General features: G+C 70.5%; 16 protein-coding genes. All 16 read left to right on the forward strand.

Going from position 1 to position 17,144, the window contains the following annotated elements; genetic code table 11:
• Positions 1–3: 3 nt before the first annotated feature.
• Positions 4–1,215 (forward strand): tRNA lysidine(34) synthetase TilS, encoded by a 1,212-nt coding sequence (gene tilS, locus ABD264_RS05765; protein WP_344204907.1) that lies wholly within the window; start codon positions 4–6, stop codon positions 1,213–1,215.
• The gene (gene hpt / locus ABD264_RS05770) at positions 1,212–1,763 is read left to right on the forward strand and encodes a hypoxanthine phosphoribosyltransferase (RefSeq protein ID WP_055082547.1); all 552 of its coding nucleotides are present in this window, start codon (positions 1,212–1,214) and stop codon (positions 1,761–1,763) included. The genes tilS and hpt overlap by 4 nt, the downstream gene beginning before the upstream one ends.
• Positions 1,764–2,123: 360 nt before the next feature.
• On the forward strand, positions 2,124–4,268 hold the full coding sequence (gene ftsH, locus ABD264_RS05775; RefSeq protein ID WP_144943085.1) for an ATP-dependent zinc metalloprotease FtsH: 2,145 nt from the start codon (positions 2,124–2,126) through the stop codon (positions 4,266–4,268).
• Positions 4,269–4,925, forward strand: coding sequence for a GTP cyclohydrolase I FolE (gene folE / locus ABD264_RS05780; RefSeq protein WP_144943086.1), 657 nt, complete (start codon positions 4,269–4,271; stop codon positions 4,923–4,925). It begins immediately after the preceding gene.
• The gene (gene folP / locus ABD264_RS05785) at positions 4,922–5,878 is read left to right on the forward strand and encodes a dihydropteroate synthase (protein WP_371413759.1); all 957 of its coding nucleotides are present in this window, start codon (positions 4,922–4,924) and stop codon (positions 5,876–5,878) included. Before folE ends, folP begins: the two co-directional genes overlap by 4 nt.
• A 7-nt stretch (positions 5,879–5,885) precedes the next feature.
• Positions 5,886–6,314, forward strand: a complete 429-nt coding sequence (folB, locus tag ABD264_RS05790; protein WP_055082543.1) for a dihydroneopterin aldolase — start codon at positions 5,886–5,888, stop codon at positions 6,312–6,314.
• Complete coding sequence (gene folK, locus ABD264_RS05795) at positions 6,314–6,847, forward strand: 2-amino-4-hydroxy-6-hydroxymethyldihydropteridine diphosphokinase (protein ID WP_144943087.1); 534 nt, start codon at positions 6,314–6,316, stop codon at positions 6,845–6,847. The genes folB and folK overlap by 1 nt, the downstream gene beginning before the upstream one ends.
• Positions 6,835–7,389 carry a DUF3180 domain-containing protein gene (locus ABD264_RS05800; RefSeq protein WP_344204912.1) on the forward strand — a complete coding sequence of 185 codons (555 nt, stop codon included), beginning with the start codon at positions 6,835–6,837 and terminating at the stop codon, positions 7,387–7,389. Before folK ends, ABD264_RS05800 begins: the two co-directional genes overlap by 13 nt.
• Positions 7,373–7,897, forward strand: a complete 525-nt coding sequence (locus ABD264_RS05805; RefSeq protein ID WP_303106615.1) for a PH domain-containing protein — start codon at positions 7,373–7,375, stop codon at positions 7,895–7,897. The genes ABD264_RS05800 and ABD264_RS05805 overlap by 17 nt, the downstream gene beginning before the upstream one ends.
• Positions 7,897–9,873 carry a PH domain-containing protein gene (locus ABD264_RS05810; protein WP_144943090.1) on the forward strand — a complete coding sequence of 659 codons (1,977 nt, stop codon included), beginning with the start codon at positions 7,897–7,899 and terminating at the stop codon, positions 9,871–9,873. Before ABD264_RS05805 ends, ABD264_RS05810 begins: the two co-directional genes overlap by 1 nt.
• 69 nt (positions 9,874–9,942) lie before the next feature.
• Positions 9,943–10,872 (forward strand): Rossmann-like and DUF2520 domain-containing protein, encoded by a 930-nt coding sequence (locus ABD264_RS05815; RefSeq protein ID WP_303106613.1) that lies wholly within the window; start codon positions 9,943–9,945, stop codon positions 10,870–10,872.
• The gene (gene panC, locus ABD264_RS05820) at positions 10,869–11,717 is read left to right on the forward strand and encodes a pantoate--beta-alanine ligase (protein ID WP_303106612.1); all 849 of its coding nucleotides are present in this window, start codon (positions 10,869–10,871) and stop codon (positions 11,715–11,717) included. Before ABD264_RS05815 ends, panC begins: the two co-directional genes overlap by 4 nt.
• A gap of 18 nt (positions 11,718–11,735) precedes the next feature.
• Positions 11,736–13,268, forward strand: coding sequence for a lysine--tRNA ligase (lysS, locus tag ABD264_RS05825; protein WP_425554292.1), 1,533 nt, complete (start codon positions 11,736–11,738; stop codon positions 13,266–13,268).
• Between the two features lie 61 nt (positions 13,269–13,329).
• Positions 13,330–13,605 (forward strand): hypothetical protein, encoded by a 276-nt coding sequence (locus ABD264_RS05830; protein WP_344204917.1) that lies wholly within the window; start codon positions 13,330–13,332, stop codon positions 13,603–13,605.
• 232 nt (positions 13,606–13,837) lie between these two features.
• Positions 13,838–14,179, forward strand: a complete 342-nt coding sequence (locus ABD264_RS05835; RefSeq protein ID WP_144943095.1) for a histone-like nucleoid-structuring protein Lsr2 — start codon at positions 13,838–13,840, stop codon at positions 14,177–14,179.
• Positions 14,180–14,470: 291 nt separating this feature from the next.
• Entirely contained in the window at positions 14,471–17,089 is a 2,619-nt protein-coding gene (locus tag ABD264_RS05840; RefSeq protein WP_144943096.1) for an ATP-dependent Clp protease ATP-binding subunit, read from the forward strand.
• Positions 17,090–17,144: the final 55 nt, after the last annotated feature.

The raw sequence follows: 17,144 nt of genomic DNA on the forward strand, positions 1-17,144 counted from the left end.
GGGGTGCAGCAGGGGCGCTTCGGGCGGCTGAATCCCGTGGTCGCGCGGGCGCGGCGGGCCGTTGCCCGCGGTGTGTCCGGACTGGACACCGCGGGATCTGCACCACCACTCGTGCTCGTGGGGTGCAGCGGTGGCGGGGACTCGCTCGCGCTGGCCGCCGCGGCACTGCACCTGCAGCGCCGCGGCGGCCTGCGGGTGGGGGCCGTCGTGGTCGACCACCAGCTCCAGGACGGGTCCCAGGCGGTCGCGCGGCGCACCGCTGAGGTGCTGCGAGTTGCGGGAGCGGATCCCGTGCTCGTGGAGCGGGTCACCGTCTCGCAGCGCGGGCACGGCCCGGAGATGGCCGCCCGTCTCGCCCGCTACGCCGCATTCCAGCGCGCTGTGGCTCGCACGGGAGCGGCGGCGGTGCTGCTGGGCCACACGCGGGACGACCAGGCGGAGACCGTGCTGCTCGGCCTCACGCGGGGCTCAGGCACGCGCTCGCTGGCGGGAATGTCCGAGCGCCACGTCCTGGACGGTGTGACGTATCTGCGACCGTTCCTGTGGCTCACCCGCACGGAGACCGAGACGGTCTGCGCCGCGGAGGGCCTGGACCCGTGGCTCGACCCCACCAACCGGGACACCACGCTGACCCGCTCGCGGATCCGCCACGACGTCCTGCCGCACCTCGAGCGCGAGCTCGGACCAGGCGTCGCCAAGGCGCTGGCCCGCACCGCCTCGGTGCTCGGCGCGGACGCCGACTACTTGGACGAGCAGGCTCTCGCCGCGCTCGCCGCCGCCCTGGTTCAGCCCGGCACGGCTCGGCAGCGCACACCGCAGTCCGCTCCCGAACAGGATCCCAGACCGGCCCATCTATCTCCTGGGCCCCGCGCCCAGCGGGAACCGGAGCGCCCGGGGGGCGCCGCGCCGTCGTCCGTGGTCCTGGACGCCGCCACGGTGCAGGCGACACCACCCGCCCTGCGACGCCGTCTGCTCGCGCGCGCCTGCGCGCTCGCCGGAGGGGAGACGCCCACGTTCGAGCGGCTCGCCGCGCTCGAGGACTTCGCGCTCGGCCACGGCGCCGCTGGACCCGTCCAGCTGGCGGGTAAGGTGACTGCGTGGCGGCACCGCGCGGACGCCGAGCACGCGCGGGGGTGCCTGGAGCTGCGAGGCGGTTCCGGGAGCACGCCCCAGCAGACGACGCCCACCCAGAACAACCCCGGGAGTGCCCAGTGAAGCCGGAACACGTCAGCGAGGACCTCAGCAGCATCCTGTTCACCAAGGAACAGATCGCAGAGAAGGTCCACGACCTCGCGCAGCAGATCGACCGTGACTACGAGGGCCGGCAGGTGCTGCTCGTGGGTGTGCTCAAGGGCGCGGTGATGGTCATGGCGGACCTCATGCGCGAACTCGAGGGCCAGTACCCCATGGACTGGATGGCGGTGTCCTCGTACGGTTCCGGCACCAAGTCCTCCGGTGTGGTGCGCATCCTCAAGGACCTCGACACGGACCTGCACGGCAAGGACGTGCTGATCGTGGAGGACATCATCGACTCCGGCCTCACACTCTCGTGGCTGCGCACCAACCTGGAGTCCCGCGGGCCCAACTCCGTGGAGATCTGCACGCTGCTGCGCAAGCCGGAGGCCATGAAGACGAGCATCGACGTCCGCTACGTGGGTTGGGACATCCCCAACGAGTTCGTGGTGGGCTACGGCCTGGACTTCGCCGAGCAGTACCGCACGCTGGACTGCATCGCCACGCTCGCGCCGCACGTCTACTCCTGAGCCCGCCCGCGCGCAGCGGCGGTGGAGAATGTGGTTCCCCGAACCGTGGTCCGCGCCGGCACCTCGCGACCGCCGAGAACCAGGCATCCCCGACGACGACGCCGCGCTGCGGGGCCACGCGCGTCTCCCGGCGGCGTCGTGCCCGCTCCCAGTCAACGCCGGGACGGGCGGGGTAGCGTGAGCCGATCGTGTGCGCTGTGAAAGAACGGACCGCACTCGAGACGAACTGGCGCCACACGAGACGATAGATTGTGGCACACGCGTCACGGCCATCGGATTCCTGGCACTCCACCCGGAGGGCCACCCGCAGGGAACGGGCCGCGCTCGGCAACGTGTCACGTCCACGGGAGGATCAACGGCTTGGCCACGGCAAAAAAACCCACAAGTTTCTTCAAGGGACCGCTCTTCTGGATCCTGCTCGCCATCGTGGTCCTGGTGCCCGTGGGCGCCATGATGTTCAGCCCCACCTCCTCCCGCGTGGACACCAACGTGGGCCTGCAGCTGCTGCACGACGGCAAGGTCAACGAGGCCAAGATCTACGACGGTGAGCAGAAGGTCGAACTCTCACTCAAGGACGACCTCAACCAGAATGACCAGAACCTCGGCAAGGACGTCGAGTTCTTCTACGTGCAGCCGCGTGCGGAGGAGGTCGTCAAGAGCATGGACGACGCCCACCTCAGCGGGTTCACGGACCAGCCGGTGGAGAACAACTGGTTCCTCTCCCTGGTGCGCTTCATGCTCCCGTTCCTCATCATCCTGGGGATCTTCTGGTTCGTGTTCTCCCGCATGCAGACCGGCGGGCAGGCCATGAAATTCGGCCGCTCCAAGGCCAAGATGTTCAACAAGGAGAACTCCGAGGTCACGTTCGCGGACGTGGCGGGCGCGGACGAGGCCGTCCAGGAGCTCGACGAGATCAAACAGTTCCTGGTGGAGCACGACCGCTTCACCGCCGTGGGCGCCAAGGTCCCCAAGGGCGTGCTGCTCTACGGGCCCCCGGGCACCGGCAAGACCCTGCTGGCCAAGGCCGTGGCGGGCGAGGCGGGCGTGCCGTTCTACTCGATCTCCGGCTCGGACTTCGTGGAGATGTTCGTGGGCGTGGGCGCGTCCCGTGTGCGTGACCTGTTCCAGCAGGCCAAGGAGAACTCCCCGGCCATCATCTTCGTGGACGAGATCGACGCCGTGGGCCGCCAGCGCGGCGCAGGCATGGGCGGCGGCAACGACGAGCGCGAGCAGACCCTGAACCAGCTCCTGGTGGAGATGGACGGCTTTGACGCCAACACCAACGTGATCCTGATCGCGGCCACCAACCGTCCGGACGTGCTGGACCCCGCACTGCTGCGCCCGGGTCGCTTCGACCGTCAGATCGGCGTGGACGCCCCGGACATGAAGGGTCGCGAGCAGATCCTGCGCGTGCACTCGAAGAACAAGCCGCTCGCGGACAACGTGGACCTCGCGTCCGTGGCCAAGCGGACCCCGGGCTTCACCGGCGCGGAGCTCGCCAACGTGATGAACGAGGCGGCCCTGCTGACCGCCCGTTCCCACGCCCAGCTGATCGACGACCGCGCGGTGGACGAGGCGATCGACCGCGTGATCGCCGGCCCGCAGAAGCGTTCGCGCGTCATGAAGGAGCTCGAGCGCAAGGTCACGGCGTACCACGAGGGCGGTCACGCGCTCGTCGCCGCTGCACTGCGCAACACGGACCCCGTCACCAAGATCACGATCCTGCCGCGCGGCCGCGCCCTGGGCTACACCATGGTGATGCCCACGGACGACAAGTACTCGACCACCCGCAACGAGCTGCTGGACCAGATGGCCTACGCCATGGGCGGGCGAGCCGCGGAGGAGATCGTCTTCCACGACCCCTCCACCGGTGCCTCCAACGACATCCAGAAGGCCACGGACACGGCCCGGAAGATGGTCACGCAGTACGGCATGAGCTCGAAGATCGGCTCCGTGAAGATCGGCGGGGACAACTCGGACCCGTTCGTGGGCCGTGAAATGGGCTCCGGAGGCAAGGAGTACTCGGACCGCACGCTGGCCGTGGTGGACGACGAGGTGCGTCTGCTGCTCGAGCAGGCCCACGACGAGGCCCACCAGATCCTGCTGCAGAACCGGGCCGTGCTGGACCGCCTGGCGCTGGAGCTGCTGGAGAAGGAGACCCTCAACGAGGCCCAGATCCGCGAGATCTTCCGGGACGTCACCCTGCGGGACGTGCGCCCGGTGTGGCAGTCCGGTGAGGAGCGTGAGGTCTCGTACACCCCGCCGGTCGTCACCGCGGCCGAGCGCGAGGAGGCCCGTCGCAAGAACCTTCAGGACCCCAGCACCATGGCCCCGCAGGACCAGGCGGTGGGCGCCAAGCCGGAGCATCCCCTCGAGGTGCCCGAGCACCAGGACCCCCGGCCGGGCGGCGAGGACCAGTCCGGCCCGGGCGGTTCCGCGACCGGTGGCTCCACGGCCGGCGAGCCCGGCCAGGAACCGGGCGGTGTCCGGCGGGAGAGCCGCTGAATGACGTCCGCTGATCAGCACGGTGTCCCCGAGCCGGTCTCGGGATCCTACGAGGAGTTGGCCGCGGTCGCGTCGGCGTCCCCCGCCGTGGACCAGCCCCGCATCGCGGCGGCGGTCCGGGAGATCCTGCTGGCCGTGGGGGAGGACCCGGACCGCAGCGGACTGGAGGACACCCCTGAGCGGGTGGCGCGGGCCTACGCGGAGATCTTCGCGGGCCTGCACGAGGACCCGGCGAAGCTACTCGCCACCTCGTTCGACATCGGGCACTCCGAGATGGTGCTCGTGAAGGACATCCCGTTCTACTCCACGTGCGAGCACCACCTGGTGCCGTTCCACGGCGTGGCCCACGTGGGCTACATCCCGGGTCCGGAGGGCAAGGTCACCGGCCTGTCCAAGCTCGCACGGCTCGTGGACCTCTTTGCGAAGCGGCCCCAGGTGCAGGAACGGCTCACCACACAGGTGGTCGAGGCGCTGGTGACGCACCTGAACCCGGCGGGCGCGATCGTCGTGGTCGAGTGCGAGCACCTGTGCATGTCCATGCGCGGAGTCCGCAAGCCGGGCGCCCGCACCGTGACCTCGGCCGTGCGTGGGCAGCTGCGCGACCCCGCCACCCGCGCGGAGGCCATGAACCTGATTGCCGCGGAGCACCGGCGGTGAACGGCGCGCACGACGCCGCTGTGCTCCACCCGGGTGCCCCGCGGCCGGTCTCCGGCGACACCGGACCGCAGGATGCCCTCGGCTGGGGCTCCTTCGCGGCCCTGCCCACCGGGCGGACCCTGGTCATGGGTATCCTCAACGTCACGCCGGACTCCTTCAGCGACGGCGGCCACCACGACACCGAGTCCGCCGCGGTAGAGCACGGGCTGCGGCTCGCGCGGGCCGGTGCGGACATCGTGGACGTGGGCGGTGAGTCCACCCGCCCGCACAGCACGCGCGTGGCACCGCAGGAGGAGCAGCGCCGCATCCTCACGGTGATCCGCGAACTAAGCCGCCGTGGCGTCGTCGTCAGCGTGGACACCTTCAACGCGGAGACGGCCGAGGCTGCACTGGCGGCCGGCGCCCACTTGGTCAACGACGTCTCCGGGACGAACGTCAGCCCCGAGATGGTCGAACTGGCCGGTCGCAGCGGCGCACCCTACGTTCTCATGCACTCGCGCGGGACGCCCGAGACCATGACCACCCTGACCCACTACGACGACACCGTTGCGGACGTGCTCCGCGAGCTCGCCGGGGTCCGAGACCGCCTGCTCGCCGCGGGCGTGCACCCCGAACGGCTGATCGTGGACCCGGGGCTCGGATTCGCCAAGGCCGGCGGGCAGGACTGGGAGTTGCTCCGGGCCCTGCCGCGGCTGCGGGAGATGGGCCACAAGGTCCTCGTGGCGGCGTCGCGCAAGCGGTTCCTGGGCGCCCTGCTGGCCGAGGGCGGGGAACCCCGCCCGGCCACGGGACGCGACGGCGCCACGGCAGCCATCAGCGCACTGGCCGCGTTCGGGGGAGCCTGGGCAGTGCGAGTCCACGACGTCGCGGCCACCGTGGACGCGGTCACCACCGCGCACGCGTGGCTGGGCGTCGAACCACCCGCCCTGCACCCCCGGGATCCTGGAAGCTGAACCCGTCATGAACAAGATCGTCCCCGTCGCGAACCACTGCGACCGCATCACGCTCACCGGCCTGGGGGCTGTGGGCTACCACGGCGTCTTCGAGAAGGAGCGCCGCAGCGGGCAGCCCTTCTTCGTGGACCTCGTGCTCTACGTGGACCTGCGCCCGTCCGGTGCCACGGACGAGCTCACGCTCACCGTGCACTACGGGGAGGTCGCGGAGATGGTGCGGGAGATCATCATCGGCACGCGCTTCCAGCTCATCGAGGCGCTCGCGGAGGAGATCGCCCGCTGCCTGCTGCAGCGCTTCACCGCCGTGCGCGCCCTGGACGTGACCGTCCACAAGCCCAAGGCGCCCATTGACGTCACCTTCTCGGACGTGGCGGTGAGCATCTTCCGCTCCCGCGCAGGGGAGGACACCCCCGTGGCGCCGGAGGGCGGTCGCTGATGGCGTCCCGGTGCGTCGTCGCCCTGGGGGCGAACCTCGGCGACCGAGCGGCCGTGCTGCGCGACGCAGTGGCGGCCCTGGACGCCGTTCCCCGCACGCGCGTGCAGGCGTGCTCGCCCGTGGTCGAGACCCGCCCTGTGGGCGGACCCGCGAACTCGCCGGACTACCTCAACGCCGTGGTGGAGCTGGCCACGCAGCTCGGTCCGGACGAGGTGCTCAGCGCGTGCCAGCGCATCGAGAACGCGCACGGGCGCACCCGCGAGGTGCGCTGGGGTCCCCGCACCCTGGACCTGGACGTCGTGTGCTTCGAGGGCGTGCGCAGCGATGACCCGCGGCTGATCCTGCCGCACCCGCGTGCCGCCGAGCGCGCGTTCGTGCTCGAGCCCTGGGCGCTCATGGACCCCGCCGCGGTGCTGGAGGGGCGTTCCGTGCGCGAGCTCGCGGACACAGCACCGGACCGCGCGGACCTGACCGTGACCGACGTCGTCCTGTGCTTGCCCGAACAGGAGGGAGAGGCCCCGTGCGCTACCTGAACCCGTGGACCCTCGTGGTGGTGGCGGCCGTGTCCGCCGCCGTGGGCTGGAGCATCAACCACGTGGTCAGCGGTGCCCACCAGGCGCTGCTGATCCTGCCGTGGGTGAGTCTCGTGGCGGAGCTGGGGGCGGGGATCGTCGTCGGCTACCTCGGGCTGCGGCTGCGGGCCTACCGGGACCCGGAGAGGGAGGGCGCGCGGCGCAGGGACCAGGCCCGTCGCAAGCCGTACGACCCGGTGTGGGCCGTCGGCACTGCCGCAGCGGCGCAGGCCATCGCGTACTACGGGGTGCTGTGCGCGGGCTGGCACACGGGGATCGGCGGGGACCAGCTGAGCCTGCTCGCGCTGCGCTCCACCCAGGAGCCGCTGTGGCAGTGCGTGGCCCAGGTGGTGGCCGGTCTGCTGCTCGTGGTGCTCGGGTGGATCGTGGAGAAATCCTGCCGCCTGCCACCGGATGACCCGGACGCGGGGGAGGAAACCCCCTACGGTGGACGGCAAGACCCGTACGCGACAGGAGAGGGAGGGTATGCCCGCCACGAATGACCCCCATGAGCTCTCCCCCGCGGAGCTGACGTGGCACCGCGTGTCCCCGCGCTACGTCACGGCGCGGCTGCTGAACAGGGTGGTGACCACGGTGATCTGGACGGCCATCGTCTCGGTCCCGGTCCTCCTGGCGCTGCTCGGCGTCTGGAGCGGCGGGGTGCAGTGGTGGCTGTGGTTGCCCCCGGCGGTCGTGCTCGCGTGGGGCGTGGTGCAACTGTGCCTGACCCCGCGCCGGGTGCGCGCCATCGGCTACGCGCAGGCACCCACCGAGCTGTGGCTGCGCAAGGGTCTCTTCTTCCGCACCGTGACTGTGGTGCCGTACGGGCGCATGCAGTACGTGGAGATCAGCACGGGGCCGGTCCTCAACGCCTTCGGGCTGGCCTCGGTCACGCTGCACACGGCCTCCGCGGGCACCGACGCAGTGCTGCCCGGACTGCCCCGCGAGGAGGCGGACCGGCTGCGGGAGCAGCTCACGGAGCGCGGTGAAGCCCACATGGTGGGCCTGTGATGGCGTGCGCAACCCCCGGTGGCCAGCCCTTCGGGGACCAGCCTGCAGGGGGCCAGCCCTTCGTCGACCAGCCGTGGGCAGACACCGCGGACACGACGTCGCCCGGCCGCAGCGGGGGCCTGGAGCCCCTCCAGCCGGACGCCCCGGACGTGTGGCACCGCGTGCACCCCCTCACGCCGTTCGTGCGCAGCTGGCTCCTGCTCGTGGCGCTCGTCTGGGGCATCGGCCACACGTTCGTGGAGGACATCGTCTCTGCCCTGATCAAGGGCGAGCCCATCAGCGTGGACGTGGGCGGCCCCGTCCAGGTGGTGGGAGCTGGACTGTTCATCGCCCTTTTGTGCGGTGTGCTGGGCCTGCTGATCGGTCTGGGGCTGCTCTCGTGGTGGTTCACGCGCTACCAGATCACGCGGGAGCACGTCCGCTTCCGGAGCGGGTGGTTCTTCCGCACCCAGCGCCAGGCGCGGCTGGATCGCGTCCAGGGCATCGACATCGAGCGCAAGTTCCTGCCCCGGATCCTGGGTCTGGCGGCTCTGAAGTTCGACGTGGCCGACGGCGGGTCCAGCGTCCTCGAGCTCTCCTACCTGGGCCGCGACCACGCCCGGCTGCTGCGGAAGCAGCTGCTCGTGGCTTCCCACGAGGCCGCCGACGACGCACTCGCCGTCTCCCGCGGGCAGCGCACGGGGGACTCGGCCATCCTCGCGCAGGGCACCGTCGAATCGGCCGCGTCCGCAGACGGCAGCGTCGTCGGCCAGGCAGGCGGAACCTCCGGGAAGGTGGCGGCGTCCGAGGGTGGGGCTCTCCCGACCGGCGGCGCAGCGGCGCATACGGCTCCCTGGGACAGTTCGGGCACGGCCGCCGCACCGGCGGCCGGGACGGGAGCTGTGCGCGGTGCCCCCGGCGAGGCGAGCATTCCGCCGGGTGCCGCAGTGGAGGAAGCGGGGACGGCCTCGTCGTCGATGCCCGACCGTGACGGCGTGGACGTGCGCGTGGCCCGGAAGTACGGGCTGCTCACGGAGAAGGACGAGCTGCGGCAGGTCTTCACCGTGCCCACAGGAAGGGTTCTGCTGAGCCTCGTGTGCTCGGTGCCCGCGGTGCTGCTGGCCCTGGTGCTGGTGGCTGCCGCCGTGGCGTGGGTGGTCTACCCGGACGCGCTGCTCGTGCTGGTGCCCACCGCCGTCCCGATGCTGCTGGGCGTGGTCTCCGGGCTCTACGGGCGGCTCGAGAAGAGCTGGGGTTTCACGCTCAGCGAGGTTCCCAGCGGTGTCCGGTCCCGAGCGGGGCTGTTCAACGAGCGCTCCTCGACCATCCCCACCGGCCGGGTGCAGGCGCTGGAGGTGACGCGGCCCGCCCTGTGGCGCATCTTCGGCGGTCACCGGGTGGTCGTGACCACCGCGGGCAAGGGTGGTGCGGAGGCGGCCGAGGGACTGGGCTCGCTCGTGCTCCCCGTGGGCACGGCCGAGCAGGTGCGCGTGATCCTGGCCCTGCTCCTGCCCCTGCCGGACGACCCGGAACCGCTCGTGACCGAGGGCCTCGACGGCGTGGGGGACGGCGGCCGGTTCACCACCAGTCCGCGGCGTGCCCGGTGGTTCGACCCGGTCACGTGGCGGCGCACCGGCTTCGCGATGGACGACTCCTCCCTGGTGCTGCGCCGTGGCCGGCTCAGTCGGCACGCGAGCGTGGTCCCGCACCACAAGACGCAGTCCGTCGCGCTCTCGCAGGGGCCGCTGGAGCGTCGCCTGCGGCTCGCGAGCTTTGCTGTGCACGTGACGGCCGGAAGCGTGACGACGTCCGTGGACCACCTGGACGTGGACCGCGCCCGCGAGGCGCAGTGGCGCCAGAGCGAGCTCGCGCGAGCCGCGCGCGAGCGGGTCGGCGCGCACCGCGGGAACGCCGGGGCCGTCACCTCGGACACCCGAGGCAGCGACGTCGCGGTTGACATCCCGCGTGCCGGCGGACCCGTCCCGCTTCGCCCCTGACCGCCCCATGTTCCCCGCACCGGCGTGCGCTAGCCTGTGGGTGCCATCGTCCCTCCCGAGGAGTTCTCCGTGCCCCAGCCCAGTCACCGCCCAGGCCGTCTCGGTGTGGGCGTCATCAGTGCAGGGAAGGTGGGGGCCGTACTCGGTGCCGCCCTGCGAGCGGCGGGACACGCCGTCGTCGGTGTCCACGCGTCCTCGTCCGAGAGCCGGGAACGAGCCGCCGCCCTGCTGCCGGACGTGCCCGTGCTGGACGTCCCCACCATCGTGGAGCGCAGCGAGCTCGTTCTGCTCGCCGTCCCGGACGACCAGCTGCCGGGGCTCGTGAGCGGCCTCGCGCAGACCGGTGCGTGGCAGCCCGGCCAGCTCGTGGTGCACACGGCGGGCCGCTACGGCACGGACGTGCTGGAACCGGTGCGTGCCGCGGGCGGGATCGGCCTGGCCATCCACCCCGCGATGACCTTCACGGGACTGAGCCTGGACCTGCAGCGGCTCGTGGACTGCAGCTTCGGGGTCACCGCCGCGGCACCCGTGCTCCCCATCGCCCAGGCGCTCGTGGTGGAGATGGGAGCCGATCCGGTGGTGGTCGCCGAGGCGGACCGCCCGCTCTACCATGCGGCCCTCGCCCACGGATCGAACCACGTCATGACGCTGCTCGGTGAGTCCATGCAGCTGCTCGGGGAGATCGGGGTCGAGCGCCCGGACCGCGTCCTCGGCCCGCTCGTACGCGCCACGGTGGACAACGCACTGGCCTCCGGGGAGAACGCGCTCACGGGCCCGGTGGCGCGCGGGGACGTGGCCACCGTCGAGGCGCACGTGGCCGCCCTGCGGGAGCTGGCGGGCGGCGCTGCGGCCACGGGCCCCGACACTGGGCCCCAGCTGCTGACCGGTTATCTGGCCCTGGGACGGCAGACGGCCGAACGGGCCCGCGCGTCCGGCAGACTGGACGAGACGACGTACCGCGCGGTGCTGACCGCGCTCGAGGAAGGGGAACGGCCGTGACGGAACCGGCGGTGTGCACCACCGTGGCGCAGCTGCGCGATGAGGTGGCCGCGCGCACCGCGGCCGGCGCGGCGAGCGTGGGGCTGCTGCCCACCATGGGCGCGCTGCACCCGGGGCACCTGCAGATTGCGCGCCGCACGCGGGCGGAGAACGACGTCGCCGTCGTCTCGGTCTTCGTGAACCCCCTGCAGTTCGGCCCGGGGGAGGACTTCGAGAGCTACCCGCGGCAGCTGGCGCAGGACGTCCGGATGCTCGCGCAGGAGGGCGTGGACCTCGTGTTCGCCCCCTCGGTGGAGGAGATGTACCCGGGTGGCACACCGGTGGTGTCCGTGACGTCGGGTGCGGCCGGTGCCGTGCTGGAGGGGGCCACGCGCCCCGGTCACTTCGACGGCGCGCTGACCGTGGTGAACAAGCTGCTCACCATCGTGGACCCCGGCCCGCGGATCCCGTTCCGGGCCTACTTCGGTGAGAAGGACGCCCAGCAGCTGCTGCTCATGCAGCGCATGGTGCGTGACTTCAACCTCCGCGTGGAGATCCGCCCGGTGCCCATCGTCCGCTCCGGGCAGGGCCTTGCGCTGTCATCCCGCAACCAGTACCTCTCACCGGAGCAGGCCGGGCACGCGCTCGTGCTCAACGCCACCCTGCGGGCCCTGGCCGCCGGGGAGCTCACTCTGGACGAGGCCCGACGCCGCGTGGCCGCAGAACCGGAGGTCTCCCTCGACTACCTCGTGACCGTGGATCCCGACACGCTTGCGGTCACGGAACCCCGCCCCGGCGCGCTCGCACTGGTGGCGGCGTGGGTGGGCCCCACCCGACTGATCGACAACATGCGGATACCCGCGTGAACGGTATCCTGGTCGACTGTGACCGAACAGCCTGAAACCACCGTTCCCGCAGCGTCCCCCAGCTCCGACCCCGAGCTGAGCGCACACGAGCTCAACGACCAGATGCTGGTGCGCGCCGAGAAGCGCCAGGCGGCTTCGGACGCCGGGATGGCACCGTACCCGGTGGGTGTGAACCGTACCGCCACCCTGGCCGAGGTGCGCGAGCAGTTCGGCCACCTGGAGTCCGGCCAGGAGACCGAGCACATGGTCACCGTGGCCGGGCGCGTGGTGCACGTGCGCAACACGGGCAAGCTGTGCTTCGGAACCCTCCAGGAGGGGGACGGCACCCGCCTGCAGGTCATGCTCTCCAAGGCGAACGTGGGGGACGAGCCCCTCGCGCAGTGGAAGGCCCTCGTGGACCTGGGCGACTTCGTGGCCGTCACGGGCCGCGTGATCAGCTCCCGCCGCGGCGAGCTCTCCGTGATGGCTGACTCCTGGACGATGGCGTCCAAGGCCCTGCGCCCTTTGCCCACCATGCACAAGGAGCTCAACGAGGAGACCAGGGTGCGCCAGCGCTACCTGGACCTGATCGTGCGCCAGGAGGCGCGCGACGTTGTGCTCACCCGCTCCGCGATCATCCGCACCGTGCGTCGCGTGATGGAGGAGCAGGGCTACGTCGAGATCGAGACCCCCATGCTCCAGCTGGTTCACGGCGGTGCCGCCGCGCGCCCGTTCGAGACGCACCTCAACGCGTTCGACCAGGACATGACCCTGCGCATCGCCACCGAGCTCTACCTCAAGCGCGCCGTGGTGGGCGGGATCGAGCGCGTGTTCGAGATCGGGCGCGTGTTTCGCAATGAGGGCGTGGACTCCTCCCACAGTCCCGAGTTCACCACTCTGGAGGCCTACGAGGCCTACGGGGACCAGTTCACGATGGCCGATCGCATCAGGACGATCATCCAGGAGTGCGCCCGCGTGCTGGGCGTCGAGGGCGTGGACACCCCCCAGGGCCGGATCGAGCTGTTCGGCGAGTGGAAGTGGCTCTCCGTGTACCCGGCGCTGTCCGAGGCCGTGGGGCGCGAGATCACCCCGGACACCCCCGCGGAGGTGCTGCGCACGGCCGCGGCCGAGCGCGAGATCCCGGTCAACCCCGCCTGGGACGCGCAGAAGCTCGTGATCGAGCTCTTCGGAGAGATCGTGGAGCCCACCCTGCTGCAGCCCACGTTCGTGTGCGACTACCCGCCGGCCGCTCAGCCGCTGGCGCGCCAGCACCGCTCGGAGCCCGGCCTGATCGAGGCCTGGGACCTGATCATCGGCGGCATGGAGCGCGGCACTGCGTTCTCCGAGCTGGTGGACCCCGTGGTGCAGCGCGAACGCCTCGTGGCGCAGTCCCGCCTGGCCGCGGCCGGGGACGACGAGGCCATGCAGCTGGACGAGGACTTCCTGCGCGCCCTGGAACACGGAGCGCCGCCCATGGGCGGACTCGGACTCGGTCTGGACCGTCTCATCATGCTTTTCACGAACCTCGGAATCCGGGAGACCATTCTCTTCCCACTCATGAAGCCCGAGTGATTCGACCCGCAGTACACTCGCGCACAGCAATCGCACAGACCCCCGGAGGATGATCACCCGCATGGATTACCTGGCCGTATTTCTCCCCTCGCTGGGCGTGGGTGTGGTGTTCTACCTGGTGATGCGCTGGCTGTTCCGCGGGGATCGGGCCGAGCGCAGTGCGCAGACACGGGCGCAGCAGGACGCCGAGCGCTGGTACCGCGAGGTGCGGGAGCGTGAGGGGGACGCAGCGCCCTTTGGACACGAGCAGGAAATGCAGCGGCCGCAGCGCGGACTGGCCCTGCGCAACAGCATTCCTATTCGTGAATCACCGGAAGACCCCGGGCGCGCGGAATAGGCTGTCATGACAATTGACGAATTGCGTGCAATGATGGGGCATGTGATTCGGGGAAATCGGCGCGCGTTCGATTTACACTCCGCCCGCAATGTCATGAATGTACTGCAGCGCATGCTGGGCGCGTGGGCGGATTCGGGGACGGGCGGCGTATTCTGCGGTTCACCCCACACCTTTCGTTCACCACAGCAAAGCAAAAGAACTATTCTGCCCGCGGGCACTTGGAGGAGATGACATGGCTCAGACCGTGAAGATCATTCTTGAGGACGACATCGACGGCGGCGAGGCCAACGAGACGGTGCGCTTCGGTCTGGACGGGGGCCAGTACGAGATCGACCTCAGCTCCGCGAATGCGACCAAGCTGCGCGACGCCATGCGGCCGTACGTGACCGCAGGGCGCCGCGCCACCGCCAAGAGCGGGCGCACCACCACCGCCACCACTCGTCCCAACCGCTCCGGCAACCCGGAGACCCCCAAGATCCGCGCGTGGGCCAAGGAGAAGGGCCTGCAGGTCTCGGACCGCGGCCGGATCCACCAGGACATCCAGGACCAGTACTACGCCGAGAACGGCAACTGATCCGCCACGGTCTGCCACCCGGGACCCCTCCCGGGCAGCTGCGGACCGTGCGGTGCCGTGGGAGAGTCACGTGCTGACCCGCGGCACCACCCGGCAACGGCCGGAACACGCCAGCACTGACGTGTTCCGGCCGTCGTCGTCGGTGGGGAAAGCGGCGGGGCGCGCATGCGCGCGCGGCACCGGGGGAGGAATTTTGCTGAGGGCTGGATACCGTGCGCCAGTGGCGAACAGTGCCCGGAGCGGCGACTCAGGTGCCTAGCATCGTGGGCAGAGATCAATGAAGGAGTATCCATGTTCGAACGCTTCACCGACCGTGCCCGCAGGGTCGTCGTGCTGGCCCAGGAAGAGGCCAGGATGCTCAACCACAACTACATCGGGACCGAGCACCTGCTGCTCGGCCTGATCCATGAAGGCGAGGGTGTTGCCGCCAAGGCCCTCGAGTCCATGGGCATCACGTTGAGCGCCGCGCGCGAGCAGGTCCAGGACATCATCGGTCCGGGCCAGCAGGCGCCGTCGGGCCACATCCCGTTCACGCCCCGCGCCAAGAAGGTGCTGGAGCACTCGCTGCGCGAGGCCCTGCAGCTGGGGCACAACTACATCGGCACCGAGCACATCCTGCTCGGCATCATTCGTGCCGGCGAGGGCGTGGCCTCCCAGGTGCTCGTCAAGCTCGGGGCGGATCCCGCCAAGGTGCGTGCCACCGTGCTGGAGCTCATCTCGGGCTACCAGTCCGGCAGCGGTGGCGGCGAGAAGGAGGCCGCCGGCGTCGGCTCCGGTGGTCGTGCGGAGGGAACCCCCGCAGGCTCCGCCGTGTTGGACCAGTTCGGCCGCAACCTCACCGCGGCCGCCCGCGAGTCTCAGCTGGACCCTGTGATTGGACGCTACCGCGAGATGGAGCGCGTCATGCAGGTGCTCTCGCGGCGCACCAAGAACAACCCTGTGCTGATCGGCGAGCCCGGCGTCGGCAAGACCGCCGTGGTGGAGGGCCTGGCCCAGGCAATCGTGCGCGGGGACGTGCCCGAGACGCTGAAGGACAAGCAGCTCTACACGCTGGACCTCGGTTCCCTGGTGGCGGGTTCGCGCTACCGCGGCGACTTCGAGGAACGGCTCAAGAAGGTCCTCAAGGAGATCCGCACGCGCGGTGACATCATCCTGTTCATCGACGAGATCCACACCCTGGTGGGTGCCGGTGCCGCTGAGGGCGCGATCGATGCCGCCTCCATCCTCAAGCCCATGCTGGCGCGGGGCGAGCTGCAGACCATCGGCGCCACCACGCTGGACGAGTACCGCAAGCACATCGAGAAGGACGCCGCCCTGGAGCGCCGCTTCCAGCCCATCCAGGTGGACGAGCCCTCCGAGGCCCACGCTGTGGAGATCCTCAAGGGCCTGCGGGACAAGTACGAGGCGCACCACCGCGTGTCCATCTCGGACGACGCCCTGGACGCCGCCGTGCACATGTCCGCGCGCTACATCTCGGACCGTTTCCTGCCGGACAAGGCCATCGACCTGATCGACGAGGCCGGTGCCCGCCTGCGCATCAAGCGCATGACGGCACCGCCGGAGATCAAGGCCCTGGACGAGAAGATCGCGGAGACCAAGCAGGGCAAGGAAGCCGCGATCGACGGCCAGGACTACGAGAAGGCCGCGGCCCTGCGTGACACCGAGCAGAAGCTCATCGCGGAGCGGGACCAGAAGGACAAGGCCTGGCGAGAGGGGGACGAGCAGATCTCGGAGGTGACCCCGGAGGTCATCTCGGACGTGCTCTCAGCCTCCACGGGAGTGCCGGTGTACAAGCTCTCCGAGGAGGAGTCCGGACGGCTCCTGCACATGGAGGACGAGCTGCACAAGCGCGTCATCGGGCAGGACGAGGCCATCAAGGCACTGTCCCGCTCGATCCGCCGCACCCGCGCGGGTCTGAAGGATCCCCGTCGCCCCGGTGGCTCGTTCATCTTCGCCGGACCCACCGGCGTGGGCAAGACCGAGCTGGCCAAGGCGCTCGCGGAGTTCCTGTTCGGCGACGAGGACGCCCTGATCACGCTGGACATGTCCGAGTACCAGGAGAAGCACACGGTCTCGCGGCTCTTCGGTGCCCCTCCGGGCTACGTGGGCTACGAGGAGGGCGGCCAGCTGACCGAGAAGGTCCGCCGCAAGCCGTTCTCCGTGGTGCTCTTCGACGAGGTCGAGAAGGCGCACCAGGACCTGTTCAACTCGCTGCTGCAGATCCTCGAGGACGGTCGTCTGACCGACTCGCAGGGCCGCGTGGTGGACTTCAAGAACACAGTGATCATCATGACCACCAACCTGGGCACCCGGGACATCTCCCGCACGGTTCCCGTGGGCTTCCAGGCCAGCGGGGACGCGGCGACGTCCTACGACCGCATGCAGGCCAAGGTGCAGGAGGAGCTCAAGGAGCACTTCCGCCCCGAGTTCCTCAACCGCGTGGACGAGATCATCGTGTTCCCGCAGCTGAGCGAGTCCGAGATCGTGCAGATCGTGGACCTGTTCGTGGCGCGGCTGCAGCAGCGGCTGCGCGAGCAGGACATGTCGATCACGCTCACGGACGAGGCCAAGAAGCTCGTGGCCAAGCGCGGCTACGACCCCTCCATGGGTGCGCGTCCGCTGCGCCGGACCATGCAGCGCGAGATCGAGGACCAGCTCTCGGAGCGGATCCTGTTCGGTGAGATCGCCTCCGGCGAGAAGATCACCGTGGGTGTCGAGGGAGAGGGCGACGACGCCGCCTTCACCTTCTCCTCCACGCCCATGTCCGAGCTCTCGGCCGAGGAGCTGCAGGAGATCGAGGACACGCCGAGCCTCACGGACGGGGACGACAGCCAGTCCGGCAAGGACGTCCCGCGCTCGCCCCACACCGGTGGCGACACCGGCGGGGGAGCGGCGCAGGCCCAGGCCTGAGCCTGACGGGCCGTGCCGGGAGACCGGCACGGACCCCCTGACGCGAGCGGGCGGC

Origin of the sequence: Kocuria salsicia (assembly GCF_039532055.1) — a bacterium.
GTDB classification, from domain to species: domain Bacteria; phylum Actinomycetota; class Actinomycetes; order Actinomycetales; family Micrococcaceae; genus Kocuria; species Kocuria salsicia.

Excerpts from the sequence above, each read along its gene's own strand:
- ABD264_RS05810 (WP_144943090.1), top strand. The coding sequence starts at position 7,897 with ATGGCGTGCGCAACCCCCGGTGGCCAGCCCTTCGGGGACCAGCCTGCA.
- ABD264_RS05840 (WP_144943096.1), top strand. The coding sequence starts at position 14,471 with ATGTTCGAACGCTTCACCGACCGTGCCCGCAGGGTCGTCGTGCTGGCC.
- ABD264_RS05805 (WP_303106615.1), top strand. The coding sequence starts at position 7,373 with ATGCCCGCCACGAATGACCCCCATGAGCTCTCCCCCGCGGAGCTGACG.
- folB (WP_055082543.1), top strand. The coding sequence starts at position 5,886 with ATGAACAAGATCGTCCCCGTCGCGAACCACTGCGACCGCATCACGCTC.
- folK (WP_144943087.1), top strand. The coding sequence starts at position 6,314 with ATGGCGTCCCGGTGCGTCGTCGCCCTGGGGGCGAACCTCGGCGACCGA.
- folE (WP_144943086.1), top strand. The coding sequence starts at position 4,269 with ATGACGTCCGCTGATCAGCACGGTGTCCCCGAGCCGGTCTCGGGATCC.
- ABD264_RS05830 (WP_344204917.1), top strand. The coding sequence starts at position 13,330 with ATGGATTACCTGGCCGTATTTCTCCCCTCGCTGGGCGTGGGTGTGGTG.
- ABD264_RS05835 (WP_144943095.1), top strand. The coding sequence starts at position 13,838 with ATGGCTCAGACCGTGAAGATCATTCTTGAGGACGACATCGACGGCGGC.